The organism is Flavobacterium frigoritolerans (assembly GCF_025847275.1).
Classification (GTDB): Bacteria; Bacteroidota; Bacteroidia; order Flavobacteriales; family Flavobacteriaceae; genus Flavobacterium; species Flavobacterium frigoritolerans.
This window is the reverse complement of the sequence record NZ_JAOZEV010000002.1, coordinates 342,713-368,690: the sequence shown is the minus strand read 5'-3', so window position 1 is coordinate 368,690 and position 25,978 is coordinate 342,713. Positions and strand designations below refer to the sequence as shown.

Annotated in this window: 20 protein-coding genes and 1 riboswitch; of the genes, 17 read left to right on the top strand and 3 right to left on the bottom strand. The window is 31.9% G+C overall.

The genetic code is table 11. The annotated features are described in order from the left end of the window. Window positions 1-343: 343 nt before the first annotated feature. Window positions 344-2,548 carry a hypothetical protein gene (locus OIU80_RS04215; RefSeq protein WP_264285798.1) on the top strand — a complete coding sequence of 735 codons (2,205 nt, stop codon included), beginning with the start codon at window positions 344-346 and terminating at the stop codon, window positions 2,546-2,548. A gap of 67 nt (window positions 2,549-2,615) precedes the next feature. Here OIU80_RS04215 and OIU80_RS04210 read toward each other — a convergent pair whose 3' ends face one another. Next, window positions 2,616-4,391 (bottom strand): DUF4153 domain-containing protein, encoded by a 1,776-nt coding sequence (locus tag OIU80_RS04210; RefSeq protein WP_264285797.1) that lies wholly within the window; start codon window positions 4,389-4,391, stop codon window positions 2,616-2,618. 140 nt (window positions 4,392-4,531) lie between these two features. Then, on the bottom strand, window positions 4,532-5,782 hold the full coding sequence (metK, locus tag OIU80_RS04205; protein WP_129539910.1) for a methionine adenosyltransferase: 1,251 nt from the start codon (window positions 5,780-5,782) through the stop codon (window positions 4,532-4,534). Window positions 5,783-6,323: 541 nt separating this feature from the next. Between metK and OIU80_RS04200 the strand changes: the two genes are divergently transcribed. The 12 genes from OIU80_RS04200 (at window position 6,324) to OIU80_RS04145 (ending at window position 20,689) form a co-directional block, all read left to right on the top strand. Next, complete coding sequence (locus OIU80_RS04200) at window positions 6,324-9,170, top strand: TonB-dependent receptor plug domain-containing protein (RefSeq protein WP_264285796.1); 2,847 nt, start codon at window positions 6,324-6,326, stop codon at window positions 9,168-9,170. 377 nt (window positions 9,171-9,547) lie between these two features. After that, entirely contained in the window at window positions 9,548-9,736 is a 189-nt protein-coding gene (locus tag OIU80_RS04195) for a hypothetical protein (RefSeq protein ID WP_264285795.1), read from the top strand. 62 nt (window positions 9,737-9,798) lie between these two features. Beyond that, window positions 9,799-11,091 carry an O-acetylhomoserine aminocarboxypropyltransferase/cysteine synthase family protein gene (locus OIU80_RS04190; RefSeq protein ID WP_264285794.1) on the top strand — a complete coding sequence of 431 codons (1,293 nt, stop codon included), beginning with the start codon at window positions 9,799-9,801 and terminating at the stop codon, window positions 11,089-11,091. Window positions 11,092-11,217: 126 nt separating this feature from the next. Next, window positions 11,218-12,318, top strand: coding sequence for a homoserine dehydrogenase family protein (locus OIU80_RS04185; protein ID WP_264285793.1), 1,101 nt, complete (start codon window positions 11,218-11,220; stop codon window positions 12,316-12,318). A 652-nt stretch (window positions 12,319-12,970) separates the two neighbouring features. Continuing rightward, on the top strand, window positions 12,971-13,174 hold the full coding sequence (locus OIU80_RS04180) for a hypothetical protein (RefSeq protein ID WP_264285792.1): 204 nt from the start codon (window positions 12,971-12,973) through the stop codon (window positions 13,172-13,174). Between the two features lie 188 nt (window positions 13,175-13,362). Then, window positions 13,363-13,470, top strand: a riboswitch (SAM riboswitch). An 80-nt stretch (window positions 13,471-13,550) separates the two neighbouring features. Then, window positions 13,551-14,513 carry an alpha/beta fold hydrolase gene (locus OIU80_RS04175; RefSeq protein WP_264285791.1) on the top strand — a complete coding sequence of 321 codons (963 nt, stop codon included), beginning with the start codon at window positions 13,551-13,553 and terminating at the stop codon, window positions 14,511-14,513. Between the two features lie 27 nt (window positions 14,514-14,540). Beyond that, a complete protein-coding gene (gene thrA / locus OIU80_RS04170; protein WP_264285790.1) occupies window positions 14,541-16,955 on the top strand; it encodes a bifunctional aspartate kinase/homoserine dehydrogenase I in 2,415 nt (804 codons plus the stop codon). Window positions 16,956-16,989: 34 nt separating this feature from the next. After that, window positions 16,990-17,547 carry a hypothetical protein gene (locus OIU80_RS04165; RefSeq protein WP_264285789.1) on the top strand — a complete coding sequence of 186 codons (558 nt, stop codon included), beginning with the start codon at window positions 16,990-16,992 and terminating at the stop codon, window positions 17,545-17,547. Window positions 17,548-17,652: 105 nt separating this feature from the next. After that, window positions 17,653-18,288, top strand: a complete 636-nt coding sequence (locus OIU80_RS04160) for a LysE family translocator (RefSeq protein WP_264285788.1) — start codon at window positions 17,653-17,655, stop codon at window positions 18,286-18,288. 16 nt (window positions 18,289-18,304) lie between these two features. Next, a complete protein-coding gene (locus OIU80_RS04155) occupies window positions 18,305-18,730 on the top strand; it encodes an OsmC family protein (protein ID WP_264285787.1) in 426 nt (141 codons plus the stop codon). 163 nt (window positions 18,731-18,893) lie between these two features. Continuing rightward, window positions 18,894-20,066 carry a trans-sulfuration enzyme family protein gene (locus OIU80_RS04150; protein WP_264285786.1) on the top strand — a complete coding sequence of 391 codons (1,173 nt, stop codon included), beginning with the start codon at window positions 18,894-18,896 and terminating at the stop codon, window positions 20,064-20,066. Between the two features lie 212 nt (window positions 20,067-20,278). Continuing rightward, entirely contained in the window at window positions 20,279-20,689 is a 411-nt protein-coding gene (locus OIU80_RS04145; protein ID WP_035619819.1) for an RrF2 family transcriptional regulator, read from the top strand. 102 nt (window positions 20,690-20,791) lie between these two features. Here OIU80_RS04145 and OIU80_RS04140 read toward each other — a convergent pair whose 3' ends face one another. Continuing rightward, window positions 20,792-21,574 carry a sulfite exporter TauE/SafE family protein gene (locus OIU80_RS04140; RefSeq protein WP_264285785.1) on the bottom strand — a complete coding sequence of 261 codons (783 nt, stop codon included), beginning with the start codon at window positions 21,572-21,574 and terminating at the stop codon, window positions 20,792-20,794. Window positions 21,575-21,856: 282 nt separating this feature from the next. On the opposite strand from OIU80_RS04140, the gene OIU80_RS04135 reads away from it, so the two are divergent. From OIU80_RS04135 to OIU80_RS04120, 4 genes are all read left to right on the top strand, one after another. Beyond that, the gene (locus OIU80_RS04135; protein ID WP_264285784.1) at window positions 21,857-22,759 is read left to right on the top strand and encodes a sulfite exporter TauE/SafE family protein; all 903 of its coding nucleotides are present in this window, start codon (window positions 21,857-21,859) and stop codon (window positions 22,757-22,759) included. A 24-nt stretch (window positions 22,760-22,783) separates the two neighbouring features. Beyond that, window positions 22,784-23,494, top strand: a complete 711-nt coding sequence (locus OIU80_RS04130) for a phosphoadenylyl-sulfate reductase (RefSeq protein ID WP_264285783.1) — start codon at window positions 22,784-22,786, stop codon at window positions 23,492-23,494. 100 nt (window positions 23,495-23,594) lie between these two features. Next, window positions 23,595-24,494: a sulfate adenylyltransferase subunit CysD gene (gene cysD, locus OIU80_RS04125; RefSeq protein WP_264285782.1), complete on the top strand. Its 900-nt coding sequence runs from the start codon at window positions 23,595-23,597 to the stop codon at window positions 24,492-24,494. A 144-nt stretch (window positions 24,495-24,638) separates the two neighbouring features. After that, window positions 24,639-25,883: a sulfate adenylyltransferase subunit 1 gene (locus tag OIU80_RS04120; RefSeq protein ID WP_264285781.1), complete on the top strand. Its 1,245-nt coding sequence runs from the start codon at window positions 24,639-24,641 to the stop codon at window positions 25,881-25,883. The last annotated feature ends 95 nt before the right edge of the window (window positions 25,884-25,978 follow it).

Sequence of the window (25,978 nt, the reverse complement as noted above, 5' to 3'; positions counted from 1 at the left end):
TCGTTTTGGTTTTAATAACTCAGATTTTGAATAGGCCAAATTACAAAAATACTTAATTGCTATTTGTTTTAGTCTAATTATTTGGGTAGTTAATATGTATAGAACGGCTTTTTCATGATAATCTTATTTAAATACTTATTTGTCTATCTATTTGGGTAGATGATAATATTTTAATGATGATAGTTTTTCCTGTGTGCTATAAGTAATAGTAGTACATTGTTCGGTCTTTATGTATATTGTTTTTTGGTGAAAAATAATTTGTAGTTTTTTAATTACGAATCATTTTTTGTTTTAAAAAAGAGGATATATTTGTGTAGCTTATTATTAACAAAATATAATTTATATGCGAAATTTTTTGTTGAATACTTTAGTCCTTTTTTTTGTAACATCATTTTCATTTGTTCAAGCTCAAACTATCGAGAAAGGGTCTTATTTATCTAAAGATAATGACCAAGGTCTGAATCTAAAATTGAATTTACTTGAAAACAATAAGTATGAACTTGTATTTCTGGAAGGTGATTATGAAGTGAAAAATGATTCTTTATTGCTGAAAGGTAAAAATAGAGATGGAGTTATTTTTAATGTTGATTATGCTTACGATACACCTGTGAGTGTGGGGAAAATTAAAGTAAAATTCATGGAATCTTTGTATTATGGTTTCTACATCGGTACTCAGAACGGAACTGATCCTGTTAAGTATCAGAGAATTTCTGATATTCAATTAGTAGATGATGAAACAGCAGACTCAGGTCTTAATTTTGAGATTGACCATGAACAATTTTTATATCTTGTTTATGAAGGATATAGTAGCGGTACGCCAAGTAAAATATTAAAATTTGCAGTGCCAGATAAAGCCACAGAAGTAACTATAGAATACCAGCCATATTCGGATAATCCAGAGCTAAAAGGGTTCTTCGATAAAAAGACAAATGAGTTGACAGTTTTTGAAATATCGGGTAAAAATCCGTTGATTTTTCAAAACGCAAAATTGCTCAATCAGGAATTAGTAAAAACAAAGTTGCTTCCTCTGGAGAGTAAAAATATTAAAGATTGGACCTATCCAGGAAAAGATGAGGGTATTACTGTTGATGGTGTTGCACCAGAAGTTTATGATGTTGCCCCAAGAGTAGATTTTAAACTTAAAGTAGAGAGTTCTTTGGCAGATGCTATAAAAGTAACTAAGGCTGCAGACAATAAATTTTTGATTGTTTATAATGATATCGATAATAAATCGGCTCAAGCCTATTTTGATGCCTTTATTATAAGTCAACAAGAGGCTATAGGATATAATTTTTATGAAGCATATGATCCTAAATATGATGTTTATAATTACTATTTGACTAACAAGAATGATAAAAGCTGGTTGAAGAAAAATAATATGTCAGACTCACCAAGTATAATTATATTGGATGGGAATGATACTATTCTTGCGACTGCAAAATCAAATTTAGTCGATAAACAATATCAGTTTACGTATTACGATGTTCTTTATATTAAGCTTAAAAAAGCAAGCGCTTTGGCTGATTTTAGTAAAGTCATTACCAATAAAAAGGCTAGTGATGCTGATTTGATAAAAGCGTTTAATGCTGTTTCGGTATTTGTGGGTATATCAGATGATTATTATAGTGATGAGCCAGTTGAAGGGGATTTTAAATTTGCTAAATCTACTTTGGATAAAAAACAAGTACAGTCAGTTTGGGAAAAAATTATTATAGCGCATCAGAAAGATACAAAACCTAATATGATGCTTGTAGAATCTATTCTGGCAGAAATTAAGAGTGCAGGGCTTAATAAAGTAATTTTTAAAACAGATAAAGTTTTAAATGATACCGATTTTAAATCGATAGATTACTTGCTGAAACATTATGATGCTATCGAAGCGCAAAGTCAAGAATACAATGCCAAAGATGATACACGTGTTGCAATAGGAGATATAAGCTCAGAAATCTCGAGTACTTTACAAAATAATGCCATTTTGTATGCTGATGGTGGAGTTGTGGAAAAATCTGATGAGAAAAGAGTAATGGAAACATATCGGAAATTAATCTCTGGCGGAAAAGGCAATTTTGAATCTTATAGAAGTTACTTCTCTTATTTGGCAGCTAATGCAGCTAATGGAGATCCTGATAATTTATATTTAAAAGAGTTTGACGCTTATTTCAATAAGATGTTGGTAACGCAGGAGAATGTAATCCAAAGACTAGACGAAATGTATAGTGCAGATGTCTCTACCTCTTATTACGGCTGGAGAGAGTTTAAAGAATACCATACGAATCTTTGTAATGATGTTGCTTGGTTTACAGTATTACATTCTACCGATGCTGCTTTTATCAAGAAAGCAATTAAATGGTCAGAATATAGTTTAGTCGTTAAAAAGAATGATCCTTATTATCTGGATACATTAGCACAATTATATTATAAAGACGGACAAAAAGATAAAGCAATTAAAACACAACAATTAGCTGTACAGTTTTTCAAGGATGTTGAGGAAGAAACTAAGATAGAAATTCAGGAAACATTGGTTAAAATGCAAAACGGGACCTATTAGATTTCGTTATTCATCTGAAATAAAAAGGCAAACCCGACAAGATTTTAATCCTGTCGGGTTTGCCTTTTTATTTTTTAATACCAACCATTACTTTAATCAGGCAATTGGTTAAGATTTTCTTTCCCTTTACAATGTTACCATTAGCACTAACATAAGTTAAAGTGATCGTGTATTTTGGATTATCTACTTTTTGAATCACTTTTTCATTTGTATGATTATTTCTTCTAAAGTTAGAATTTGCATTTACAAAATCATTTATTTTTAAAGGAACTATGTCCTGATTGATTTGTAAATCCAAACCATAATCGGTTTTTTTAGATTTTATGGTATAACTCTTTCCATCTATTGAAGTGCAATTGTCGCATTTAAAAGTATTGTTATAAGATAGTGTAAACAAAAAGTCTTGCCCGTGAATGTTTGTTACTTGATTATCTTCATTTTCATATAAATAATAGTAGAAATTAGTATCTAAATCATTTTTTCGGTCATATTCATATCGATATTCAAACCCCAGACTATTCATTATTTCCTGATCACTAGGAAATTTATCTTTTTTAAGTAAAGCTTCTAATTTAGTTTTAGCATAAGGAACCATAACTTCTATACCATAATTGTCTTGTAAAAATGAAACAATACTACTTAAAGCCTTTTCGTGCTCAAAAGCTAGTTTTTCTTTTTTACCCTTTTCTATATACATTTCAAATCTTGATAATTGACTGTATTTTGAAATAGAATTAGCGCTCTGAGGACCAACTAACGAAAGTAAAGCTGCCAAACACATACTTATTGGAATGAATTTTATTTTAGGCTGTTTCTGAATTAAAAAATAGGCTACAACTATTGTAAGCCATATCGATAATAACAAAACATAATAACGTTCATGTGTAAATCCGTAAAGATTTATTCGGTACAAAATTGCCCAAAAAAGTAATCCCAATAGCGGAATTAATAGAAAATAAAACAAACGATTGAAAGTTCTTATCCAGAGATTAGCTTTTTCGGTTGCAATAGGATGAACCAATAAAAAAGAAAGAATTCCGAAAATAGCAAATACCAAAACAAGATAAGAAACCCACCCAACAGGCAAAGACAGTGTTACAAGAATTTTTGCTTCATAACATATCAAAATCACCAAGTATAAACTTATTAAAGGTAATAAGACATATTGAGTAAAGTTTTTAAGCCCTTTTGGGTAATTAAGAATTAAAGGGACTTGCTCATTATTGGTTTCAGGAACTCCGCTTAAAAAGAAAGTAGTATTAAAAATTCCGCTGATGATAAAAAAGATATGAAAATAAATATGGTTATAAAATTCTACATGAAATAATTTATCAATAGCTAATATTGCCAAAGCTAAACCAGCGTATAGCACAATACTGTATAAGCCAGCTGTTAAAATTCGGAGAAAAAGTTGTTTGTTAAATTCCCAAAATTCATCCTGATTGTATGCTCTTGGTAAAAAACCTGCAAATGAAACTAATAAATGGAGCGCAATGTTTAGAACTATAAATTGTTGTATTTCGATGTCTGTAATATCTTCATGAAAGTTAAAAACAAATAGAAAGATCAAAGATCCTAGTATGATGCTGGTTAAGTAGCGTAGCAGGTTGTTTTTCTTTGCAGCTATAAAGAATAAACTAGCAGAAAGGAATAAAACCAGGCATAAAGAAGAACTCATTAAAGCTTTTACATAAAGTTCTTTGTTAGGGTCGTCATATTCTGCTTCGTTGAGGAAAATAGCCAGAATAGTTCCTGTAATCGAGATTAAAAATTCTAATGGAAATCTAAGAATTGTTCTTTGCGTTGTGTTTAAAACGTTCTGGAATGAAGGGAATTTAGCCATTTTTTTTGGTAGGTTTTGTTGTGCGAAGGAAAGAAAATCGAAGCACATAGCCAAAGAAAAACCCCGAAGTCTGCATTTGCAAATTTCGGGGTTTAATATATACTAAGATTTATTTATAAGATTCTAAAAAGAACTTCAAATTATAATCCAAAAGCAGCTTTTACCTGATCAACAAAATCAAGTTTTTCCCATGTAAACAATTCTACAGTAACTGTTTTCTCGTTTCCACCTGGAGCAGAAAAAGTTTTAGTTACAGTTTCTGGTTTACGTCCCATGTGTCCGTAAGCAGCAGTTTCGCTATAAATTGGATTTCTTAATTTTAAACGTTGTTCGATAAAGTAAGGACGCATATCAAAAATAGCTTCTACTTTTTTAGCGATTTCACCGTTAGTTAAGTTTACTTTAGATGTTCCATAAGTATCAATAAAAATACCCATTGGTTTAGCAACACCAATTGCATAAGAAACTTGTACCAAGATTTCATCAGCAATACCAGCAGCAACTAAGTTTTTAGCGATATGACGTGTTGCATAAGCAGCACTTCTATCTACTTTACTTGGATCTTTTCCAGAGAATGCACCACCACCGTGAGCACCTTTACCACCGTAAGTATCAACAATGATTTTTCTTCCTGTTAATCCAGTATCTCCGTGAGGACCTCCAATTACGAATTTTCCTGTTGGGTTAATATGATATTGAATTTTATCATTGAATAAATGTGCGTGAGTTGGGTTTTTAGCAATAATTCTTGGGATAAGAATTTCGATAATATCCTTTTTGATTTTAGCAAGCATTACAGCCTCTTCATCAAAATCATCGTGTTGAGTAGATATTACAATTGCATCAATACGAGTTGGCTTATTGTCATCACTATATTCTAATGTTACTTGAGATTTAGCATCAGGACGTAAATAAGTGATTTCTTTATTTTCGCGTCTTAAAATAGCTAATTCTTGTAATAATTTATGAGATAAATCAAGTGCCAAAGGCATATAATTTTCAGTTTCATTAGTTGCATAACCAAACATCATTCCTTGGTCACCAGCTCCTTGTTCTTCAGGATTAGCTCTGTCAACACCTTGGTTAATATCAGCAGATTGTTCGTGAATTGCAGATAAAATTCCGCAAGAGTTTGCCTCAAACATATATTCGCTTTTCGTATAACCAATTTTTCTGATTACATCGCGAGCGATTTGTTGTACATCTAAATAGGTGTTTGATTTTACTTCACCAGCCAAAATTACTTGCCCAGTAGTTACCAAAGTTTCACAAGCTACTTTAGAATCAGCATCAAATGCTAAAAAATTATCAATTAATGCATCCGAGATTTGATCCGCAACTTTATCCGGATGTCCTTCGCTAACAGATTCTGACGTAAATAAATAAGCCATAATATTTATTAAATTAAAATTATAAAATTAAGCGAGGAAAAAAAATAATTGCTGGAAATGCTAAAGGAGGATTCCTGCTTTAGCATTTTTTAATACTGAAATGAAAATCATTCAGCATCCATAATGAATGTTTTCATTATGAAGAGGTTGCAATCAGTTCAAATTTTTCCTCTGTATTTGGGTGCAAAGGTATAAAACCATTTTGAATTGCAAATTAATCTTTTGGTTTTTTAATTTAATAAAGAGAAATTTAACATATTCGACTTATTCTATAGACTTTAGAAAATAAATCGACATTTGTTTGGTAGACTAAAAAATAGTTCGCAAATTTGCCCCAACAAAACAAAAAAGAAAAATGAAATTCACTGTTAACAATATGATGTCTTGTAAGATGCCGGAATATTCCGCAGAGATACTATTGTAGTTTTTTTTCAAAAATATATATAGAACCTCTGCAAATTGCAGGGGTTTTTTTGTTTAAAGAAGAAAATAAAACAGCATATCATTTAAAACCAAAATAGTAACAAATCAGTAAAAAGTAATGAAAAAAAATGTAGCATTAGTTTTAGGTCTTTTGACATTTTCAGGTATTTATGCTCAGGAAAATAAAAAGGAGAAAGATACTTTACAAAATAATGAATTATCAGAAGTAACAATTATTGGTTCTAGAAGTAAAAATAGAGTAAAGACTGATGTGCCAGTTCCAATCGATATTTTTAATATTTCTGAAATAACAAAAGGAGCCCCACAAACCAGTGTGACACAAATATTAAATTATGTTGCGCCGTCGTTTACCAGTAATCCAACTTCTACAGCAGATGGAACCGATCATATCGATCCAGCACAATTAAGAGGATTAGGACCGGATCAGGTTTTAATACTAGTAAATGGTAAAAGAAGGCATACAAGTGCATTAGTTAATATCAATGGAGCTCCAGGGAGAGGTTCTGTTGGAACAGATTTAAATGCGATTCCGTCATTTGCTATTGAGCGAATTGAAGTTTTAAGAGATGGAGCAGCAGCTCAATATGGATCAGATGCCATTGCGGGTGTAATTAATATCGTATTGAAAAAGAATGCTAATTTCCTTTCAGGAGAGGTGCAATATGGAGCAAACATTTCTTCTGGATCAAATAACTTTAAAGGAGGAACAGACGGGCAATCTTTACAAGTAGACTTAAACTACGGAACATCTTTGGGTAAGGAAGGAAGTTTCTTGAGTGTTACAGGTAGTGCCGTTACAAGACAGGCAACTAGTAGAGCTGGTATTAGAAGTAATGCTATTTTTAATGCTTATAATGCTGTTGAATATAGAGCAGCTCAGAATGGTGTAAATGTGAACTCTTTGTTTAGTAATATTAATACGACTCCGAACTCAGCTCAAATTATAAGTACATTACAACAATATGCTCCACAAGTTGGTTATTTTACACCTGCACAACAAACAGCAATTTCATCGGCAACAAATATTAATCAATTGCAAAATGCTTTAAGTTTTGATGCAACCAATAATGAGATCAATTACAGAGGACAAGAAAGAAGTGATTACAACATGAGTGTTGGTCAATCTGAACTAGCTTCAGGACAACTGTATTATAATGCAAAATATCCTTTGACTGAAATTACTTCATTGTACTCTTTTGGAGGAGCTTCGTACAGAAATGGAAAATCATATGCTTTTAACCGTCTTCCTAATGGTGCAGGCACATTTACGCAAGTATATGCAAATGGATTTTTGCCAGAAATAGAATCTGATATTTTAGATTTATCTTCGGCAGTTGGACTTACAACTCAATTATTTGGATTTGATACTGATATTAGTACAAACCTTGGAACAAACTCTTTTAAATATGATGTCAACAATACTATTAATGCTACTTTAGGAACAAACTCTGCAGACCGTTTTTATGCAGGTAAAGTTTCATTTCTGCAAAGCACAACCAATTTAGATTTAAGTAAAAAATATGATGTATTAGGAGGATTGAATGTTGCTTTTGGAGGAGAATTTAGATATGAAAATTATCAAATAAAACAAGGAGATGTTGAGTCTTATGGTTTATACGATGTAAACGGAAATCTAGTTTCGGGAATTTTACCAAGTAATTCACCATTAATAGTAACTGACTTTTTTGGTAACAAACGTGGAGCAGGAGCACAAGGGTTCTCAGGATTTCAACCATCGGATGCTAAAGAAAAGGACAGAAAAAGTGGTGCAGCTTATATAGATTTAGAATTAAATGTAACAAAAGATTGGCTTTTAAATGGTGCAGCTCGTTATGAAAACTATTCAGATTTTGGTAGTACCGTTACTTTTAAATTAGCATCTCTTTTAAAACTTACAGATAACATTAACTGGAGAATTTCTGGACAAACAGGTTTTAGAGCGCCATCGTTACAGCAAAAATATTTTGAGAGCAGCTCTACACAATTTATTAATGGTTCACCATATCAAGTAGGATATTTTACAAATGATTCACCAGCAGCCAAAAGTATTGGTGTTGAGAATCTAAAAGCAGAAACTTCTAAAAGTATAAGTACAGGGTTTACATTTAAAATTCCTGAAGCTAATATAACAATTGCTACAGATGCTTATTTCACAAGAATTGATGATAGAGTTGTTTTAACAGGACAATATGCAAGACCTACAGATGCGCAAATAAATGGAGCAACATCTCCAGAGCAAAAAGATGCATTAACATTGTTTCAACAAGCATTTGATTTAAAAGGAGTAGAAAGAGCTTCATTCTGGACAAACGGAATCAACTCAGAAACGAAAGGGATTGACTTAGTGATTTCTCAGAAATATAATGTTATTGAAGGTTTTACAATCAAAAATGATTTTGCTTTAAGTTATAATACAACAAAAAGAGTTGGCGCATTAAATGTTCCTCAATCTATTGTTAATGCTGGTGGAGACCCATACGTATATTCATTCTTTCCTGAGTCAAGTAGAATTTATCTTGAAGAAGCAATTCCTAAATTAAAAGCAAACTTAATGACTACTTTTAGTATTAAGAAACTAGATATTTATTTAAGAAATAGTTATTTCGGAAAAGTTACAGATCCAGGAGCGACAGATGTTAATTTAGATGGTTTTTCTTCTGTTTATGAGCACCCAGAATATAGTGCAAAACTAGTTACCGATTTATCTTTAGGATATCAAATAAATGAACATCTAAGAGTAACACTTGGAGTAAATAATATTGGAGATGTTTATCCAGATAGAAATAATCCGGCAACTCCAACCTTTACGAATACAACCCCAACATTGTCTCCTGCACCAAGTACAGATTTAAGTAACGCAAACCAATTTGCTTATTCTAGAGCAGTATCGCAATTTGGATTAAACGGTAGATTTGGTTTTGCTCGTTTAAGCTTTAAAATATAATTTATACAACTTCTTTGAAACCTATTAGTGACTATTTAATAGGTTTCAAAGAAAATAATGACCCTAATTATAAAGAGATTATTCAGTTAGGAAATATTATATAGGTAAAAAAGTAATTTTTGGTTTGGTAGTTTAAAAAATAGTTATTACATTTACCCTATCAAATTAGTAGAGTTAAAAAATACAAGTAAAACAAATTTTATAAAATGAATTCAATAGCAAATAAAATGATGATGTGTTGTATGATGCGTATGTGCATCCCAATTTGCTATTGCCAAAAGTGAAAGATAAAATCTTTGTTATAGTTAAAACTATAAGCCCTTTTGGTAGCCATCCGAAAGGGCTTTTTTTTATTCCATAATTAAAATTTAGAAATCATGAAAACATTCTATAAAATTTCAAAAGCAATTCAAACTTTATTGAAAACAGACGTTAAAAGAATTTTGGGCATAATACAAACCAAAAGAATTAATACAAATGAAATAAAAGGAAAATTATATTCGACAGAATCAAACTCATTATTGTTTCAGATGTATGCCCACGAAGATGAAGATCTTTTTATATAAAACAGAAAAATAATTAAAAATATAAACACACAATCATTTAACTAATTAAAAAAACAGAACCCATGAGCACACAAAAATTCGCAACAAACGCACTACACGCAGGACATGATGTAACTAAAAACGGTAACACAAGAGCAGTGCCTATTTACCAAACATCTTCATATGTTTTTAATAATTCCGACCATGCAGCCAATTTATTTGGTTTAGCCGAAGCGGGTTTTATTTACACTCGATTAAACAACCCAACAAATGATGTCCTGGAACAACGACTTGCAGCGCTAGAAGGCGGTATCGGAGCAGTTGTTACAGCATCTGGCGCATCGGCAATTGCAACAACTTTGTTGACGTTGCTCAAAGCTGGAGATCATATCGTAGCATCTAATAGTTTATATGGCGGGACTTATAATTTATTAAAAGTCACTTTGCCAAGATTAGGAATCACAACGACATTTGTAGATCCATCAAATGCAGAAAATTTTACCAAAGCAGCTAAAGAAAATACCAGAGTGTTTTTTGTAGAGTCATTAGGGAATCCAAAATTAGATGTATTGGATTTAAAAGCAATTTCGACAGAAGCCAAAGCATTCAAGGTTCCATTTATAGTTGATAATACTGTTCCAACACCATATTTACTTAATCCAATAGCGTATGGAGCAAATATTGTAATTCATTCCCTGACCAAATATATCTCAGGAAACGGAACTTCTTTAGGAGGAGCAATTATCGATGCAGGGACTTTTGATTGGGCAAATGGAAAATTTCCTGAGTTTACAGAGCCATCTGCAGGGTACCACGGATTAATATATAACGAAGCGTTAGGAAATGCGGCGTTCATAGCCAAAGCACGTATAGAAGGATTACGGGATTTTGGTTCGGCATTGAGTCCTTTCAATGCTTTTCAAATTATTCAAGGATTAGAAACATTGCCAATTCGTATCAAAAAACATAGCGAAAATGCATTAGCTCTAGCATCATGGTTAGAGGCGCAAGATGAGGTGGTTTGGGTAAATTATCCAGGTCTTAAATCAAATAAATATTATGACTTAGGGCAAGAGTATTTACCAAAAGGGCAAAGTGGAATCATAACTTTTGGATTAAAAGGAGGTTTTGAAGCTGCCAAAAAAGTAGCCGACGAAACGAAGTTATTTTCACTTCTTGCTAATATCGGTGATACCAAGTCATTGATTATTCATCCAGCAAGTACCACACACCAACAACTATCAGAAGAAGAACAATTCTCGACAGGAGTTTCAAAAGACTTGATTCGACTTTCAGTAGGAATTGAAGATATAGACGATTTAATTGCCGATTTACAGGCAGTTTTTAAAAATATAAAAAGTGCTCAATTAGCATAAGTTAGAAAGTTAGGTTTTTTTGTTTTTTGTTAGGAAAATTGCCTTTAACCACGTGAGCAGGGTTAAAGGTAATTTCCAAAAACATGTATTATCAATCTGCCTCAGAATATCATAAAAAAAGAAATTATGTCAAAGCTTAAAATAAATATCATACTTTTTGGAATAGGAAATATAGGTAGTACTTTAATCAATCAGATCATTGAAAGTCAAGCGTTTTTTAATGAAAACAAAAGCATTGATTTAAGATTTCCTATCATAACCAATTCAACATTAGCATTCTTTGAAAAGGAAGGTGCAGAAAATGCATGGGAGGCTAATTTTGTGCATCTCGCAATTCCATTTAAAGTGGATGATATCATTGCTTTTGCAAAAGAAAATGCATTCGAAAATCTAATTGCTGTTGATGCTACAGCAAGCGATGAACTGGTAGATCATTATATCCCATTAATTCAAAACGGATTTAATATAGTGGCAGTAAATAAAAAAGCCAATACGTTACCAATTAATTTTTATAAGGAGTTAAGAGAAAATCTTAAAAAACATGATAAAGAGTTTTTATATGAGACCTCTGTAGATACTGGATTTCCTGTATTACAGACGATTAGAGATTTATACAATTCAGGAGAAAAAATAACAAAAATACGAGGTGTTTTTTCAGATTCATTAAGTTATGTTTTTAATCGATTTTCGTCGGAAGACATTTGTTTTTCTGAAGTTCTAAAAGAAGCCGAAAAACTTCAGTTAGTAACATCAGATTATGAAAGAGATTTATCAGGCAATGATGTGGCAGAGAAATTACTTATTCTAACCAGAGAGATTGGGAAAGATTTTGAATTATCGGATATAAAAACCACACCGCTTTTAGATCATAATCAATATGAGTTAAACGCAAAGTCAAAAAGAGTACTTAATAAGGAGATATTGGATAAGTCTTTTAAAATTGCAAAAATCACACAGGCCGATAATCATGTTTTGAGATATGTTGGAGAGTATAATGTTTTGGAGAATAAACTACAGGTAAAATTAGTTTCAGAATCTACTAAAACAGCAATCGGACAATTAAAAGGATCGGATACCATTTTTGAAATTTACACACAATCTTACGGAAACATTCCGATAGTCATTCAAAGCGCAGCTGCAGGAAGAGAAGCTATAGCCAGAGGAGTTATAACAGACATTCTAAAAGTTGCCGAAAAAATAAAAAATAAAGAAGCTATTTGGGCTTAGAAATTTTTGAAATTGAATTTTATATTCAATTTTTTTTTGATTTAAAATCTGATGTTCTTTGAAATTTATGTTTAGTGAAAGGAGTTTTCAAACAGCTGAGAGTTAAATTTATAGCCTATTGCGAGGTATTTAGTCGTTAAAAAGTAACATTTCGTCGTTTTTTTGTTTTTTAATGCGAATTTAACGTGATTTTATCATTAAAATAAGGATTCTGGCTTGGTTAATACGAAAATATGTCGCATATTTGTTAAACCAAAAAGATACCAAAGATGAATTTTAATATTTGTAAAACGAATAAGGTCATGTCGGAGAAATCCGTTGGGAAGTCTGTTGCTTAGAATTATATCTATACAATTATATAGCAAAGCCTTCCAATAACCTTGGAGGGCTTTTTTTTTGGATTATACAAATATTGAAATTTTTAAAAATAAATAATACTATTAAAATGAATAATAACTCGAAGTTTAAGATGATGCAGAATGTCGCGCTTATTTGCGTACGTGTCCATTGATTTCCAAAAGTATTATAAGTTTAAACGACTTAAACCCTTTTGGTATAATTATCCAAAAGGGTTTTTTTTTACATCGAAATTCATTTAATAAAGCAAACACAAATAAAAACACACAAATAAACAATTATAAAAACTTACGTTATGAGCACACAAAATTACTTCGCAAAAAGGTTCGGATTCTTCAAATTCTTTAGAGCTAAAAAAAGTATAATCATTCAAACAACAAATGAATTGGCACATCCAAGATTTGGGATGGAAACTACAGATGAGACTGCAGCTAAAAAAGCGCCTAATTCTTTGCTTTTCTTGATGTATTCTACAGAGAATGAAACATTATTTATTTAAATTAAAACTTTAAATAAAATACAAGCCAACAATAAAATTTTTCTGGATATATATGTCCAGCGATTGCTTGTACGTGATTGTTTTGTTTGAACTATTTTGTAAACGAGCCAAAATCAAATGAATGAAAAATTTGGTCGTTTAAGAAAATAGTAGTTTATTTGTGCCATTAAGTTCAAAAACGTATTGAAATGTTATAAAGAAAGGACGAGGGATTAGACCCTATGAATCCTTAGCAACCCTTCGGTAAATCGAAGAAGGTGCTGCATTCTACCACGCCCAACGTGGAAAGATAACACAAAGAATTTCTCTAGCCTAGCTCTAGTTTTTTCTTTTTAATATTTCCATGTACAAATCAAAAATTACAAAAGATTTGAAATTGGAAAATAAAACCAACCCGATTATATTACACAATTTTGTCACCGAAAGTGGCGCATCGTATGCAACGATTAACCTAAGTTATGAACTTTTTGGTTTGCCGTTACACACTGTACCTATAGTTTTGGTAAATCATGCATTAACAGGAAATGCTCAGGTTACGGGCGAAAACGGTTGGTGGAATGATCTAATTGGCGATACCAAAACTATTGATACTGCTAAATATACAATTCTAGCCTTTAATGTTCCAGGAAATGGATATAATGGTAATTCTATTGAAAATCATGCTGACTTTACGGCAAGAGATATTGCTCGAATTTTTATAGAAGGAATTGAATTCTTAAAAATCAATCAGTTATATGCAATTATAGGCGGTTCTGTAGGCGGTGGCATCGCATGGGAAATATTAGCATTAGAACCTCAAATCACTAAACATTTGATACCGATTGCAACCGATTGGAAAGCTACTGATTGGTTAATTGCAAACTGTTATTTGCAAGAGCAAATATTAAACAATTCTTCAAGACCAATAGAAGATGCGCGAATTCATGCCATGTTATGCTATCGCTCGCCAGATTCTTTTAAAGAAAAATTTCAGAGAACCAAAAATGAAGAATTAGCTATTTTTAATGTAGAAAGCTGGTTGGGTCATCATGGAAAAAAATTGCAAAAAAGGTATCAAATCTCATCATATAAATTAATGAATCAATTGCTTAAAACAATTGATATTACAAGAAATACTGCTGACTTTAAAACTTTGCTATCAAGAACAACTGCCGATATTCATATCATAGGAATTAATTCGGATTTGTTTTTTACGGCAAAGGAAAATCAGGAGACCTATCAGGAATTGAAAAAGTTCAAAGAAAATGTTTCTTATAACGAAATAAATTCTGTTCACGGACATGATGCTTTTTTAATCGAGTACAAACAATTAGATAATTTGCTTGCGTCTATTTTTTAGAGCGACATAAAATACAACACACATACAATGAAAATATTAAAATTTGGAGGTAAATCATTATCAAACGGAGAAGGACTTAATAAAGTAGTTTCGATAATTATTGATAAAATAAATCAAGGAGAAAAAATTGCTGTAGTAGTTTCTGCTCGTGGTAACGCAACAGATGAACTAGAAGATATATTAACGATTGCGTCTAAAAATGGAAATTACAAACCGTTATTAGAAAGTTTTAAAACATATCAGATTTCGGAGTATTCAAACGTTGATTTCTCAGAAGAGTTTGGCGTTTTGGACAAGCTTTTTGAAGGTGTTAGTTTAATTGGAGATTATAGCAAGAAGATAAAAGATCAAATCCTTTCAAAAGGAGAATTGCTTTCGGCTAAATTATTAACAGCTATTTTGATCGAAAAAGGAGTTCCTGCAAATTTTGCTGATTCTAGAGAATTGCTTAAAACAGATTCTAAATTTGGAGATGCACAACTTTTGGAACAATTATCAAAGAAAAATGTAATCAACTATTTTAAACAACATAACGGTTCAACTGTAAATGTTGTTACAGGGTTTATTGGTTCAAACAACAATAACGATACAACGACTTTAGGTAGAAACGGAAGTAATTATACCGCTTCGTTATTGGCAAATTATTTAGATGCCGAAGAGCTTCAGAATTTCACACACGTTGATGGAATATATACTGCAAATCCAGATTTGGTAAGTGATGCTAAAAAAATTGAATATTTATCCTTTAATGAGGCAAATGAGCTAGCTAATTTTGGAGCTACTATTTTGCATGCAAAAACAATAATTCCTTTAATCGAGAAAAGTATTCCGCTTCGTATTTTGAATACATTTAATCATGAAAACCGCGGAACATTAATCACATCAGATTCTGCCAAAGAGGGAATTAAAACACTATCAGTATTAGAGAATTTATCATTAGTTAATCTTGAAGGTCGTGGATTACTTGGTAAAGCAGGTGTTGATGCTCGTATTTTTAAAGTAATGGGAGATAATGATATTAGTGTAAGTATTATTTCTCAAGGTTCTTCAGAAAGAGGAATTGGACTTGTAGTTGCTACAGACAAAGCGACAACAGCAATGATAGAATTGGAAAAAGAGTTTGAAAATGACTTTTATTCTAAAGACGTAAATCAAATTACAGTTACAGATAATGTTTCTGTAATTTCTATAATAGGACAAGATTTAAGTACGTTCCATAAACCATACACCGCTTTAATTAAAAATAAAATTGTTCCGATTTTGTTTAATAATACTGTTACGGGTAAAAACGTGAGTTTGGTAGTTAAAAAATCAGAACTTCATAAAGCTTTAAATGTAATCCACGGAGAGATTTTTGGAGTTTCAAAGAAAATTAATATTGCTGTTTTTGGTCATGGATTGGTTGGTGGAACTTTGATAAACCAAATCTTAGCTTCGGCAGCAAGCATCGAAAAACGTAAAGACATTAAGCTGAATGTTTTTGCAATTGCCAATTCTAAAAAAGTACTTTTAAATAAAAAAGGAGTTACAACAGATTGGAAAAAAGATATTGAAAACAACGGAGTTGCTTACACAATTAATGATGTTATTGCTTACGCAAATGAGCATCACTTAGAGAATTTAATTGCGATTGATAATACGGCAAGCGCAACTTTTGTAGAAAATTATATTTCGTTGATAGAAAGTAGTTTTGATTTGATTTCATCAAATAAAGTAGCGAATACACTTAGTTATGGTTTTTATAAAGAGCTAAGAAAAGCATTGGCAGACAATCAAAAGAATTATTTGTATGAAACTAATGTTGGAGCAGGATTACCATTAATTGATACTATAAAATTATTACATCTTTCAGGTGAAAATATCACCAAAATAAAAGGAGTTTTCTCTGGAACGTTGAGTTATTTATTCAATAATTTCTCTGCCAAAGACGCTCCGTTTAGCGAAATACTGAAAGAAGCAATTGATAATGGTTATACAGAACCTGATCCACGTGAGGATTTATGTGGTAACGATGTTGGTAGAAAATTACTAATTTTAGCTAGAGAACTAGATTTGCAAAATGAATTTGAAGAAATCTCAATTCAGAATTTAATTCCGGAGCATTTACGTGAAGGAAACGTTACTGATTTCTTGACAAAATTAAAAGAGTTTGACCCAATTTATGACAAGATAAAAAAGGATCAAAAACCAAATCATGTATTAAGATACATAGGCGAGTTGTCTGGTGATTTACAAAATGACAAAGGAGTTTTGGAAGTAAAATTAGTTTCGGTACCTTCGGATACAGCATTGGGAGGATTAAAAGGCTCTGATTCTTTCTTCGAAATCTATACAGAATCTTATGGAGACAGACCAATTGTAATACAAGGTGCTGGAGCAGGATCTGCAGTAACAGCAAGAGGAGTTTTTGGGGATATCTTGAGATTATCGGATAAAGAATAGTTTGCGAGAATCATTAAATTCACATATTAAAAAGATGAAAAAACTTTTTTTACTTTTATTATTTACTAATGTAATTACAGCTCAAGTTTCGAATGTTGTTAGAAACAAAGACAGTTATACCCAAGAAGTTTTTCCTTATAAAGGAGTTAGAGCAATTCAAATAGATGAGGTTAACTCTCCAGAAAACGAGGAAAATGTATTTATTTTTTCGAAGATTGAAAAAAATGCAAATCCTGACAAAATGTATTTTCAACGGTTTACAAAAGTTAATGATAAATGGATAGTAAAATCTATTCTTGAAGTAAACCATAAAGGAATCATTTCGGCTTGGGGAAGTAGAAAAGCATTTTGGGATTTTGATAAAGATAAAAGTATTGAAGGTCTTTTTATTTATGGACTTTATGATGCTGATTTCAAACAGCAATCAGTTCATTTAATTTTTTCGCAAAAAGACCAACTTTATACTATAGAATCCAGTGTTTTGGATGATTTTAAAACAGATAAATTTTCCTCTAATTTTGATTCTTTGAGTGAAATCTATAAGAGCAAAATTCTGGAATATTGGGGTAAATTAGATAAAAAAGATAAATAAGCGGAATCACTTTTATCTTTCTAAAGAAGACAAACATTCGAATAAATTATAATCAGCTGAATTTGCATTTGAAGATTCGTGCAATCAGTATTTAATAAACAAAAAATGGTACCATTTAATGAGCTTATAGGTTTTATGCTAGCAGCATTTCTTCTGGTATTGACTCCAGGGCCAAATATGCTTTATTTAATTTCAAGGTCAATTACTCAAGGTAAAAAGGCTGGAATAATTTCGTTAACCGGAATAGTCTTTGGTTTTTTATTTCATATCGTATTGGTATCATTTGGAATAACGGCTCTTTTATTTGCCGTTCCTTTTGCGTATTTAATCTTAAAAATATTAGGAGTTGCTTATCTTCTGTATCTGGCTTTTCAGGCAATTAAGCCAAATGGAAAAAATATGTTTGAAGTAAACGATAAATTGACAATCGATAAACCAAGTAAACTGTTTGGTATTGGGTTTTTAACAAGTGTTCTAAATCCTAAAATAGCAATGTTTTATTTGTCTTTTTTCCCTCAGTTTATTAAACCTGAGCATGGCTCAATAATGACACAAAGTTTGCAATTAGGAATCACTCAGGCGACCATAAGTTTTACTGTAAACTTTGTAATTGTATTAACAGCATCAAGAATGGCAGTATTTTTTGCAACAAAGCCAACATGGTTAAAAGTTCAAAAATGGGTTATGGCTGGAGTTTTAACTTCAATGGCAATAAAAATAGCTTTTTCGAAAGCAAAATAAAATAAAAACAAAAAACATGAAAGTAACCTTAAACAGAGTAAACGACGCGTTTCATTTTAAGCTCAAAAACGAACGTGGTCATGTAGTTGATGTAGATAGCAGAGCCGAATTTGGCGGAAGCGATTTAGGTGCAAGCCCGATGGAATTAGTATTGATGGGAGTTGCAGGATGTAGCGCTATTGATATGATTTCGATTTTGAAGAAGCAACGTCAGGAAATAACTTCATTTAAAGCTGAGGTTGAAGGAGAACGTGTACAAGTAGGAGAGGCAAAACCTTTTAAAGAAATTTTTGTGGTTTTTTATTTAGAAGGAGATATCAATCCAGAAAAAGCACAACGAGCAGCACAACTTTCTTTTGAGAAATACTGTTCAGTTGGTAAAACAGTCGAGCCAACAGCCACAATAAAATACAAAGTGGTTTTAAACAATGAGGAATTATAAGAATTAGAAAATTAGTCAATTAGAGAATGAGATAATTCTTTGACTAGCTATTATAAAATAGTAAAAGAACTGTTGAGTTTAAGTTTGTATCAAAAGGCTTAGCGAATCTTTGCGCTCCCTTTGAGAATCTTTGGGTAATAGCTCTTTACAAAAAACAAAAAAAATGAACGAACAAGAATTTGGTTTTGAAACCCAAGCCATAAGAACACAATTAGAAAGAACACAGTATTTAGAGCATTCGGTGCCATTATACCTATCATCAAGTTTTGTATTTGAAGATGCCGAAGATATGCGAGCTTCTTTTACAGAAGAGAAAGACAGAAATATTTATAGCCGTTTTAGCAATCCTAATACAACAGAATTTGTAGATAAGATTTGTAAAATGGAAGGAGCAGAAGCTGGTTATGCTTTTGCAACAGGAATGGCAGCTGTATATTCTACTTTTGCAGCTTTATTAAATGCAGGAGATCATATTGTGTCTGCAAGCAGTGTTTTTGGTTCAACTCATGCCTTGTTTGTGACATATTTTCCAAAATGGAATATTGAGACTTCATATTTTGATATTAATAAACCAGAAACTATTGAGAGTTTTATTAAACCGAATACAAAAATATTATATGCTGAGTCGCCTACAAATCCTGGTGTAGATGTAATCGATTTGGAGTTACTTGGAACAATTGCAAAAAAACACAATTTGATTTTAATTATCGATAACTGTTTTGCAACGCCATATATTCAACAGCCTATAAAACACGGAGCACATTTGGTAGTACATTCTGCTACTAAATTAATCGATGGTCAAGGACGTGTTTTAGGAGGAGTAACAGTAGGGAGAGAAGATTTAATCAGACAAATTTATTTGTTTTCAAGAAATACAGGACCGGCTTTATCACCATTTAATGCTTGGATCTTATCAAAAAGCTTAGAAACATTAGTTGTACGTGTGGAGAAACATTGTGAGAATGCACTTAAAGTTGCTGAGTTTCTAGAAGCGCATCCTAATGTGAACAGTATAAAATACCCGTTCTTAAAATCGCACCCACAATATGAAATTGCTAAAAAGCAAATGCTTTTAGGAGGTAATATTATTGCATTTGAAATAAAAGGCGGAATAGAAGCAGGTAGAAAGTTTTTGGATAAAATAAAATTATGTTCACTATCGGCTAATATTGGAGATACAAGAACAATTGTTACGCATCCTGCATCAACTACTCACAGTAAATTGTCTGTAGAAGACCAATTAGCTGTTGGTATTACACAAGGATTAGTGCGTGTTTCTGTAGGTTTAGAAACCGTAAAAGATGTAATTGCCGATTTAGAGCAAGCACTTTCTTAAAAGTTTTAGATTGTGGATTTTAAAGTCTGCAATTGATTATAACATAAAAAAACGATTTTCAACTGTAGCTTTTATGCAGTTAAAAATCGTTTTTTATTTATACTACACTAATTTAGTAGGACTTGATTATTCATTCAGTTATTTTTCTCGTTCAAAAAACCTATTTTTGTTGCAGAAAAACATATAGTGTCTACAATCTAAAATTTATATAAGTGCTTTCAAAGAAAACTAAATACGGAATCAAGGCTTTAACATATTTGGCCAGGCGTGAAAATAACGAGCCTGTGCAAATTGCTGAAATCGCTAAAAGCGAACATATTTCGATTAAATTTTTAGAAAGTATTTTGTTATTACTTAGAAATTCGGGATTCCTTGGTGCTAAAAAAGGAAAAGGTGGAGGCTATTATCTGATAAAAGACCCAAAAGATATCAGTATGGCCAAAGTATATCGTATTCTCGAAGGACCTATTGCATTGCTACCGTGTGCGAGTCATAACTTTTATGAAAAATGTGACGACTGCGATGATGAAACTACTTGTGCAGCAAGACGTTTAATGACAGAAGTTAGAGATAATACACTAAAAGTTTTAGAGAATAACTCATTGGCAGATATTGCGTTTTAAAGAAAATTTTAACCACATAAGTCATGTAAGGCAATATGAGTGTTACCTTAAAAATATAAGTTTTTTTTAAGTGAACTTATATCACTTATATGTTTGAAGAAATTAAAAAATTAATTTATATCCCGCTAAAAAAAGCATTACTGCAATAGCATTTCTAAGAAATAAATCAGGCACTTTCCCGCTCAACATACTTCCCATGAAAATCCCAGGAAGTGATCCCATTAATAACTGAGCTAATAAAGTTAAATCTAAATTCCCCATTGAGGCATGACCTATTCCAGCAACAAGAGTTAAAGGTACAGCATGTGCAATTTCAGTACCTACCAAGCGTGGTGTAGGTAAAAGAGGGTAGAGGAAAAATAAAGTAACGGTACCTAAAGCTCCAGCTCCGATTGATGTTAGTGTTACGGTTGCTCCTAATAATACACCAATCCCAATGGTTAACATGTTTTGTGTATCGCTTTCGTTGTGGAATTTATCGCCAGCGTGTTTTTGAGAAAATACCAATAATTTTTTTTTGAATAAAATAGCAATCGATGTAAAAAGTAATGCCCATCCTAAGCTATATTTTATTACTGCATTTATTGTTGTGATATCCGTTTTAATACTATTTAAAATCCACAAAGTAAGTAAAGAAGCAGGAACACTACCCAAGGTAAGCCAACCTGTAATTTTCCAGTTGATATTTCCTTTTTTATGGTGAACAAATACGCCTCCCATTTTGGTAAAAGCTGCGTATAGTAAATCAGTACCAACTGCTGTTGTAGGGGGAATACCAAACCATAATAAAATAGGAGTCATTAATGAGCCACCTCCTACACCTGTTAATCCCACTATAAAACCAACGACTAAACCTGCAATAACAAGACCTATTTGGAAATCCATAAATAAAATTTGGGTAAAAATAATAACAATTTCACGATAATCCTATAGATATGGTAGACTTTAAGAGAAATATCACAAATGGGCAGTGAAACTTGGTTTATAATATACTGTGAGGGATTATAGATTTTTTTTAAAGGTATTATGTGTAACTTATAGATAATTAGAGATGTAAAAAAATCAAATATTATTTTGATATTTAGAAATAAGTAGTAATTTTGCATTGTAATCTACTAACCCGATAGGGTAATGGATTTTAAAATTAAAAAAGAATAAATTAGGTGTATGGAGAAAGAGCTGAAGTTAGATACCGTAGCAATAAAATCAGGTGAGTCGTTTTCAAAAAAATTATGGGTTATAATTCCTGCTGCCTTATTGTTGGGTTTGATTTTGGTACTTATTTATAATCATCATGCCGAATTTTCATGGCAAGGTTTTCTAGATGGATTCAACCAAGAATTTTTAATATTTTTCTTAATTGGAGTTTTTGCACAATTGGTAGATGGTACATTAGGAATGGGTTACGGAGCAACATCAACCTCTTTTTTATTAGCTTACGGAGTTTCTCCAGTAATTAGTAGTGGAGGAGTTCACGTAGCAGAAATGTTTACAACAGGAGCATCGGCGATATCACACCATAAGTTTGGGAATATCAATAAAAAATTAGTCAAGAATTTATTGATTCCAGGGGTTTTAGGTTCGATTACAGGAGCTTATTTACTATCAGATGTAATCGACGGAGATGTTATAAAACCATTCATAGCGGTTTATATGATAGTGTTGGCGGTAATAATTATTAGAAAAGCATTAAATAAAACAATAATTAAAAAGAAAACCAAACGTCTTGGAATCTTGGCAACCTTCGGAGGATTCATGGATGCTGTAGGAGGTGGTGGTTGGGGACCAATCGTAACTTCGACATTGTTAGGTAGAGGAAGAAATCCTCGTTATACAATTGGATCGGTAAATGCAGCCGAGTTTGCAGTTTCATTTGCAAGTGGTGTAACATTTATGCTTTTTGGAGGAATCCACGGATGGCAAGTTATTATAGGTTTAATTTTAGGTGGCGTAATTGCGGCTCCTCTTGCTGCTTTTTTAGTGAATAAAATAAAAAGAAAACCAATGATGGTGGCGGTAGGAATATTAATTATCCTTTTGAGTTTAAAAACATTATCTAAATTATTGTAATAATTTTTTAGAAAAACTAAGAATATGAGTGCAACAAATATTACAACTTTATTAGCTAAAACAAAAGATTTTTCTCTAGAAGAAACATTAGAATTTTTGGCTAATGAATACAAAGACAAAGTGGTTTTCTCGACTTCATTTGGTCAGGAAGATCAGGTTATTACCGATTTTATAGCTAAAAATAATATCGCAATTACCATTTTTACATTAGATACAGGAAGATTGTTTCAGGAAACATACGATGTTTTTCATAGAACATTAAAAAAGTATAAAAAACAAATTGAGGTTTATTTTCCAGAAGCAACTGCTGTAGAGAGTTTACTAAAAGAAAAAGGGCCAAATAGTTTTTATGACTCGGTAGAGAACAGAAAAGAATGTTGCTTTATCCGTAAAGTCGTTCCTCTTAGAAAAGCTTTGGCAGGAAATGCAGTTTGGATAACAGGATTAAGAGCCGAACAATCAGAGAATAGAAATGATTTGGAATTGTTTGAATACGATGCCAACTTCGAAATAATAAAATTCAATCCATTATTAAAATGGTCATTACAAGAAGTTGAAGCTTACTTACAAGAACATAGTGTGCCTCAAAATGCATTACATAAAAAAGGTTTTGTAAGTATAGGATGCGCACCATGTACAAGAGCAATTTTGCCAGATGAAGATATTAGAGCCGGAAGATGGTGGTGGGAGTCAAGTCATAAAGAATGTGGTTTGCATAGTGCTAAGAAAGAATAGAGAGGTAAGAGAATAGAATAAAAAATAATAATGGTTAAAAGTTTTTAGATGAGGTTGTTAAACCTGAAACTTTAAACTTTAAACTTTGAAACAAAAAACAATGAGTTCAGTATTAAAAACAAATGCTTTAGAAAGCGAAGCGATATACATTTTTAGAGAAGTAATTTCTCAATTTGATAAACCGGTTTTACTTTTTTCGGGAGGTAAAGATTCGATTACTTTAGTGCGTTTAGCACAAAAAGCATTCTTTCCTGCAAAAATACCTTTTCCACTATTGCACGTTGATACAGGACATAATTTTCCTGAAACAATAGAATTTAGAGATAAATTGGTTGCAGAATTAGGATTAGAATTAATCGTAAGAAATGTTCAGGATGCTATCGATGAAGGAAAAGTGGTAGAAGAAACAGGTAAGTATTCTAGTAGAAACAGCTTGCAAACAATCACACTTTTGGATGCAATCGAAGAATTTAAGTTTGATGCTTGTATTGGTGGTGCACGTAGAGATGAGGAAAAAGCAAGAGCAAAAGAACGTATTTTTTCAGTTCGTGATGATTTCGGTCAATGGGATGAGAAAAACCAACGTCCAGAGTTATTTGATATTTTGAATGGAAAAATTGAAAATGGACAAAACGTACGCGTTTTTCCAATTTCTAACTGGACAGAATTGGATGTATGGAGTTATATCGAACAAGAAAAAATCGAAATCCCATCTATTTACTTTTCACACAAACGTAAAGTTTTCTTGAGAGACGGATTAATCTGGTCACATTCTCCATATGTATATCAAGAAGAAGACGAACAAATTGAAGAAAGAATCGTTCGTTTTAGAACTGTTGGAGATATGACATGTACCGCAGCTGTTGATTCGTATGCAGCAACAATTAAAGAAGTAGTTGGAGAAATCAGAACATCAACAATTTCTGAAAGAGGAGCCAGAATCGATGACAAACGTTCTGAAGCAGCAATGGAGAAAAGAAAACAACAAGGATACTTTTAATAATTATCAATTGTGAATTATAAATGCAATTCAGATAGTAATTAAAAACGAAATCGGAAAAACAAAAAAAATACAGATTTAAACTTTAGCTTAAAGGGAGTCAACTTTAAACTAAAATTTAAAACCTGAAACAAAAAATATAGAATGGAAGTTTTAAAAATAGCAACAGCAGGAAGCGTAGATGACGGAAAGAGTACTTTAATCGGAAGATTATTGTATGATACAAAGTCATTGACTACAGATAAAATAGAAGCAATAGAAAAAAGCAGCAAATTAAAAGGATACGATTACTTAGACTTTTCACTTGCAACTGACGGATTAGTTGCAGAAAGAGAACAAGGAATTACGATTGATGTAGCGCATATTTATTTTTCGACAGCAAAGAAAAGTTACATTATTGCAGATACTCCGGGTCACGTAGAGTATACGCGTAACATGGTTACGGGAGCTTCGACTTCGCAAGTTTCAATCATCTTAATTGATGCTAGAAAAGGAGTAATCGAGCAAACTTACCGTCACTTTTTTATCAATAATTTATTGAGAGTAAAAGAGGTAATTGTGGCGATTAATAAAATGGACTTAGTCGATTATTCAGAAGAAGTTTATAATAAAATCAAAGCCGATTTTCAGGCATTAAATGCTAAAAGTACTTTTAAGGAACAAAACGTAAGTTACATTCCATTAAGTGCAATCAACGGAGGAAACGTAGTTGATCAATCTAAAGATATGCCTTGGTATACAGGTCAAACTGTCTTGGAACATTTAGAAGCTTTAGAGCCAACAGATGTTTTTGAAAAAGGACAAGCCCGTTTTCCAGTTCAAACAGTAATTCGCCCAAAGACAGAAGAGTACCATGATTTTAGAGGATATGCTGGTAAACTATATGGAAATTCAATTAAAGTAGGAGATGCAGTAACAGTTTTACCTTCTTTAACAGAATCTAAAGTAAAGAATATTCACTTTTTTGATAAACAATTTGACGAAGCAATTGCAGGTTCATCAATCACAATTGAATTAGAAAATGATATCAATGTTACCAGAGGAGATATGATTGTAAAATCATCTGAACTTCCAAAAATAGAAAAGGATATAACAACAACAGTTTGTTGGATGGATTCTAAAAAGTTAGTTCCGGGAACAAAATATATCGTTCAGCATAATACAAACAGAGTTTTGGCAAAAGTAGAAAGTATCAAAAATACAATCGCAACCGATTATTCAGGTACAACACCAGCAACTCAGTTAGCAATAAACGAAATAGGAGAAGTAAGTATTAAATTAAGCAAGCCTTTGTATTTTGATGCATACAATGACAATAAATCAAACGGAGCTTTTATCCTTATTGATACCGCAACCAATACAACTGCAGGAGTAGGGTTTATTCGATAATTTCCTGCAATATGCTTTAGGCTGTAAGCTTTAAGCGAAAATGTATAACGAGTTATTTAAAAGCTTATAGCATATAGCTTACAGCCTAAAGCAAG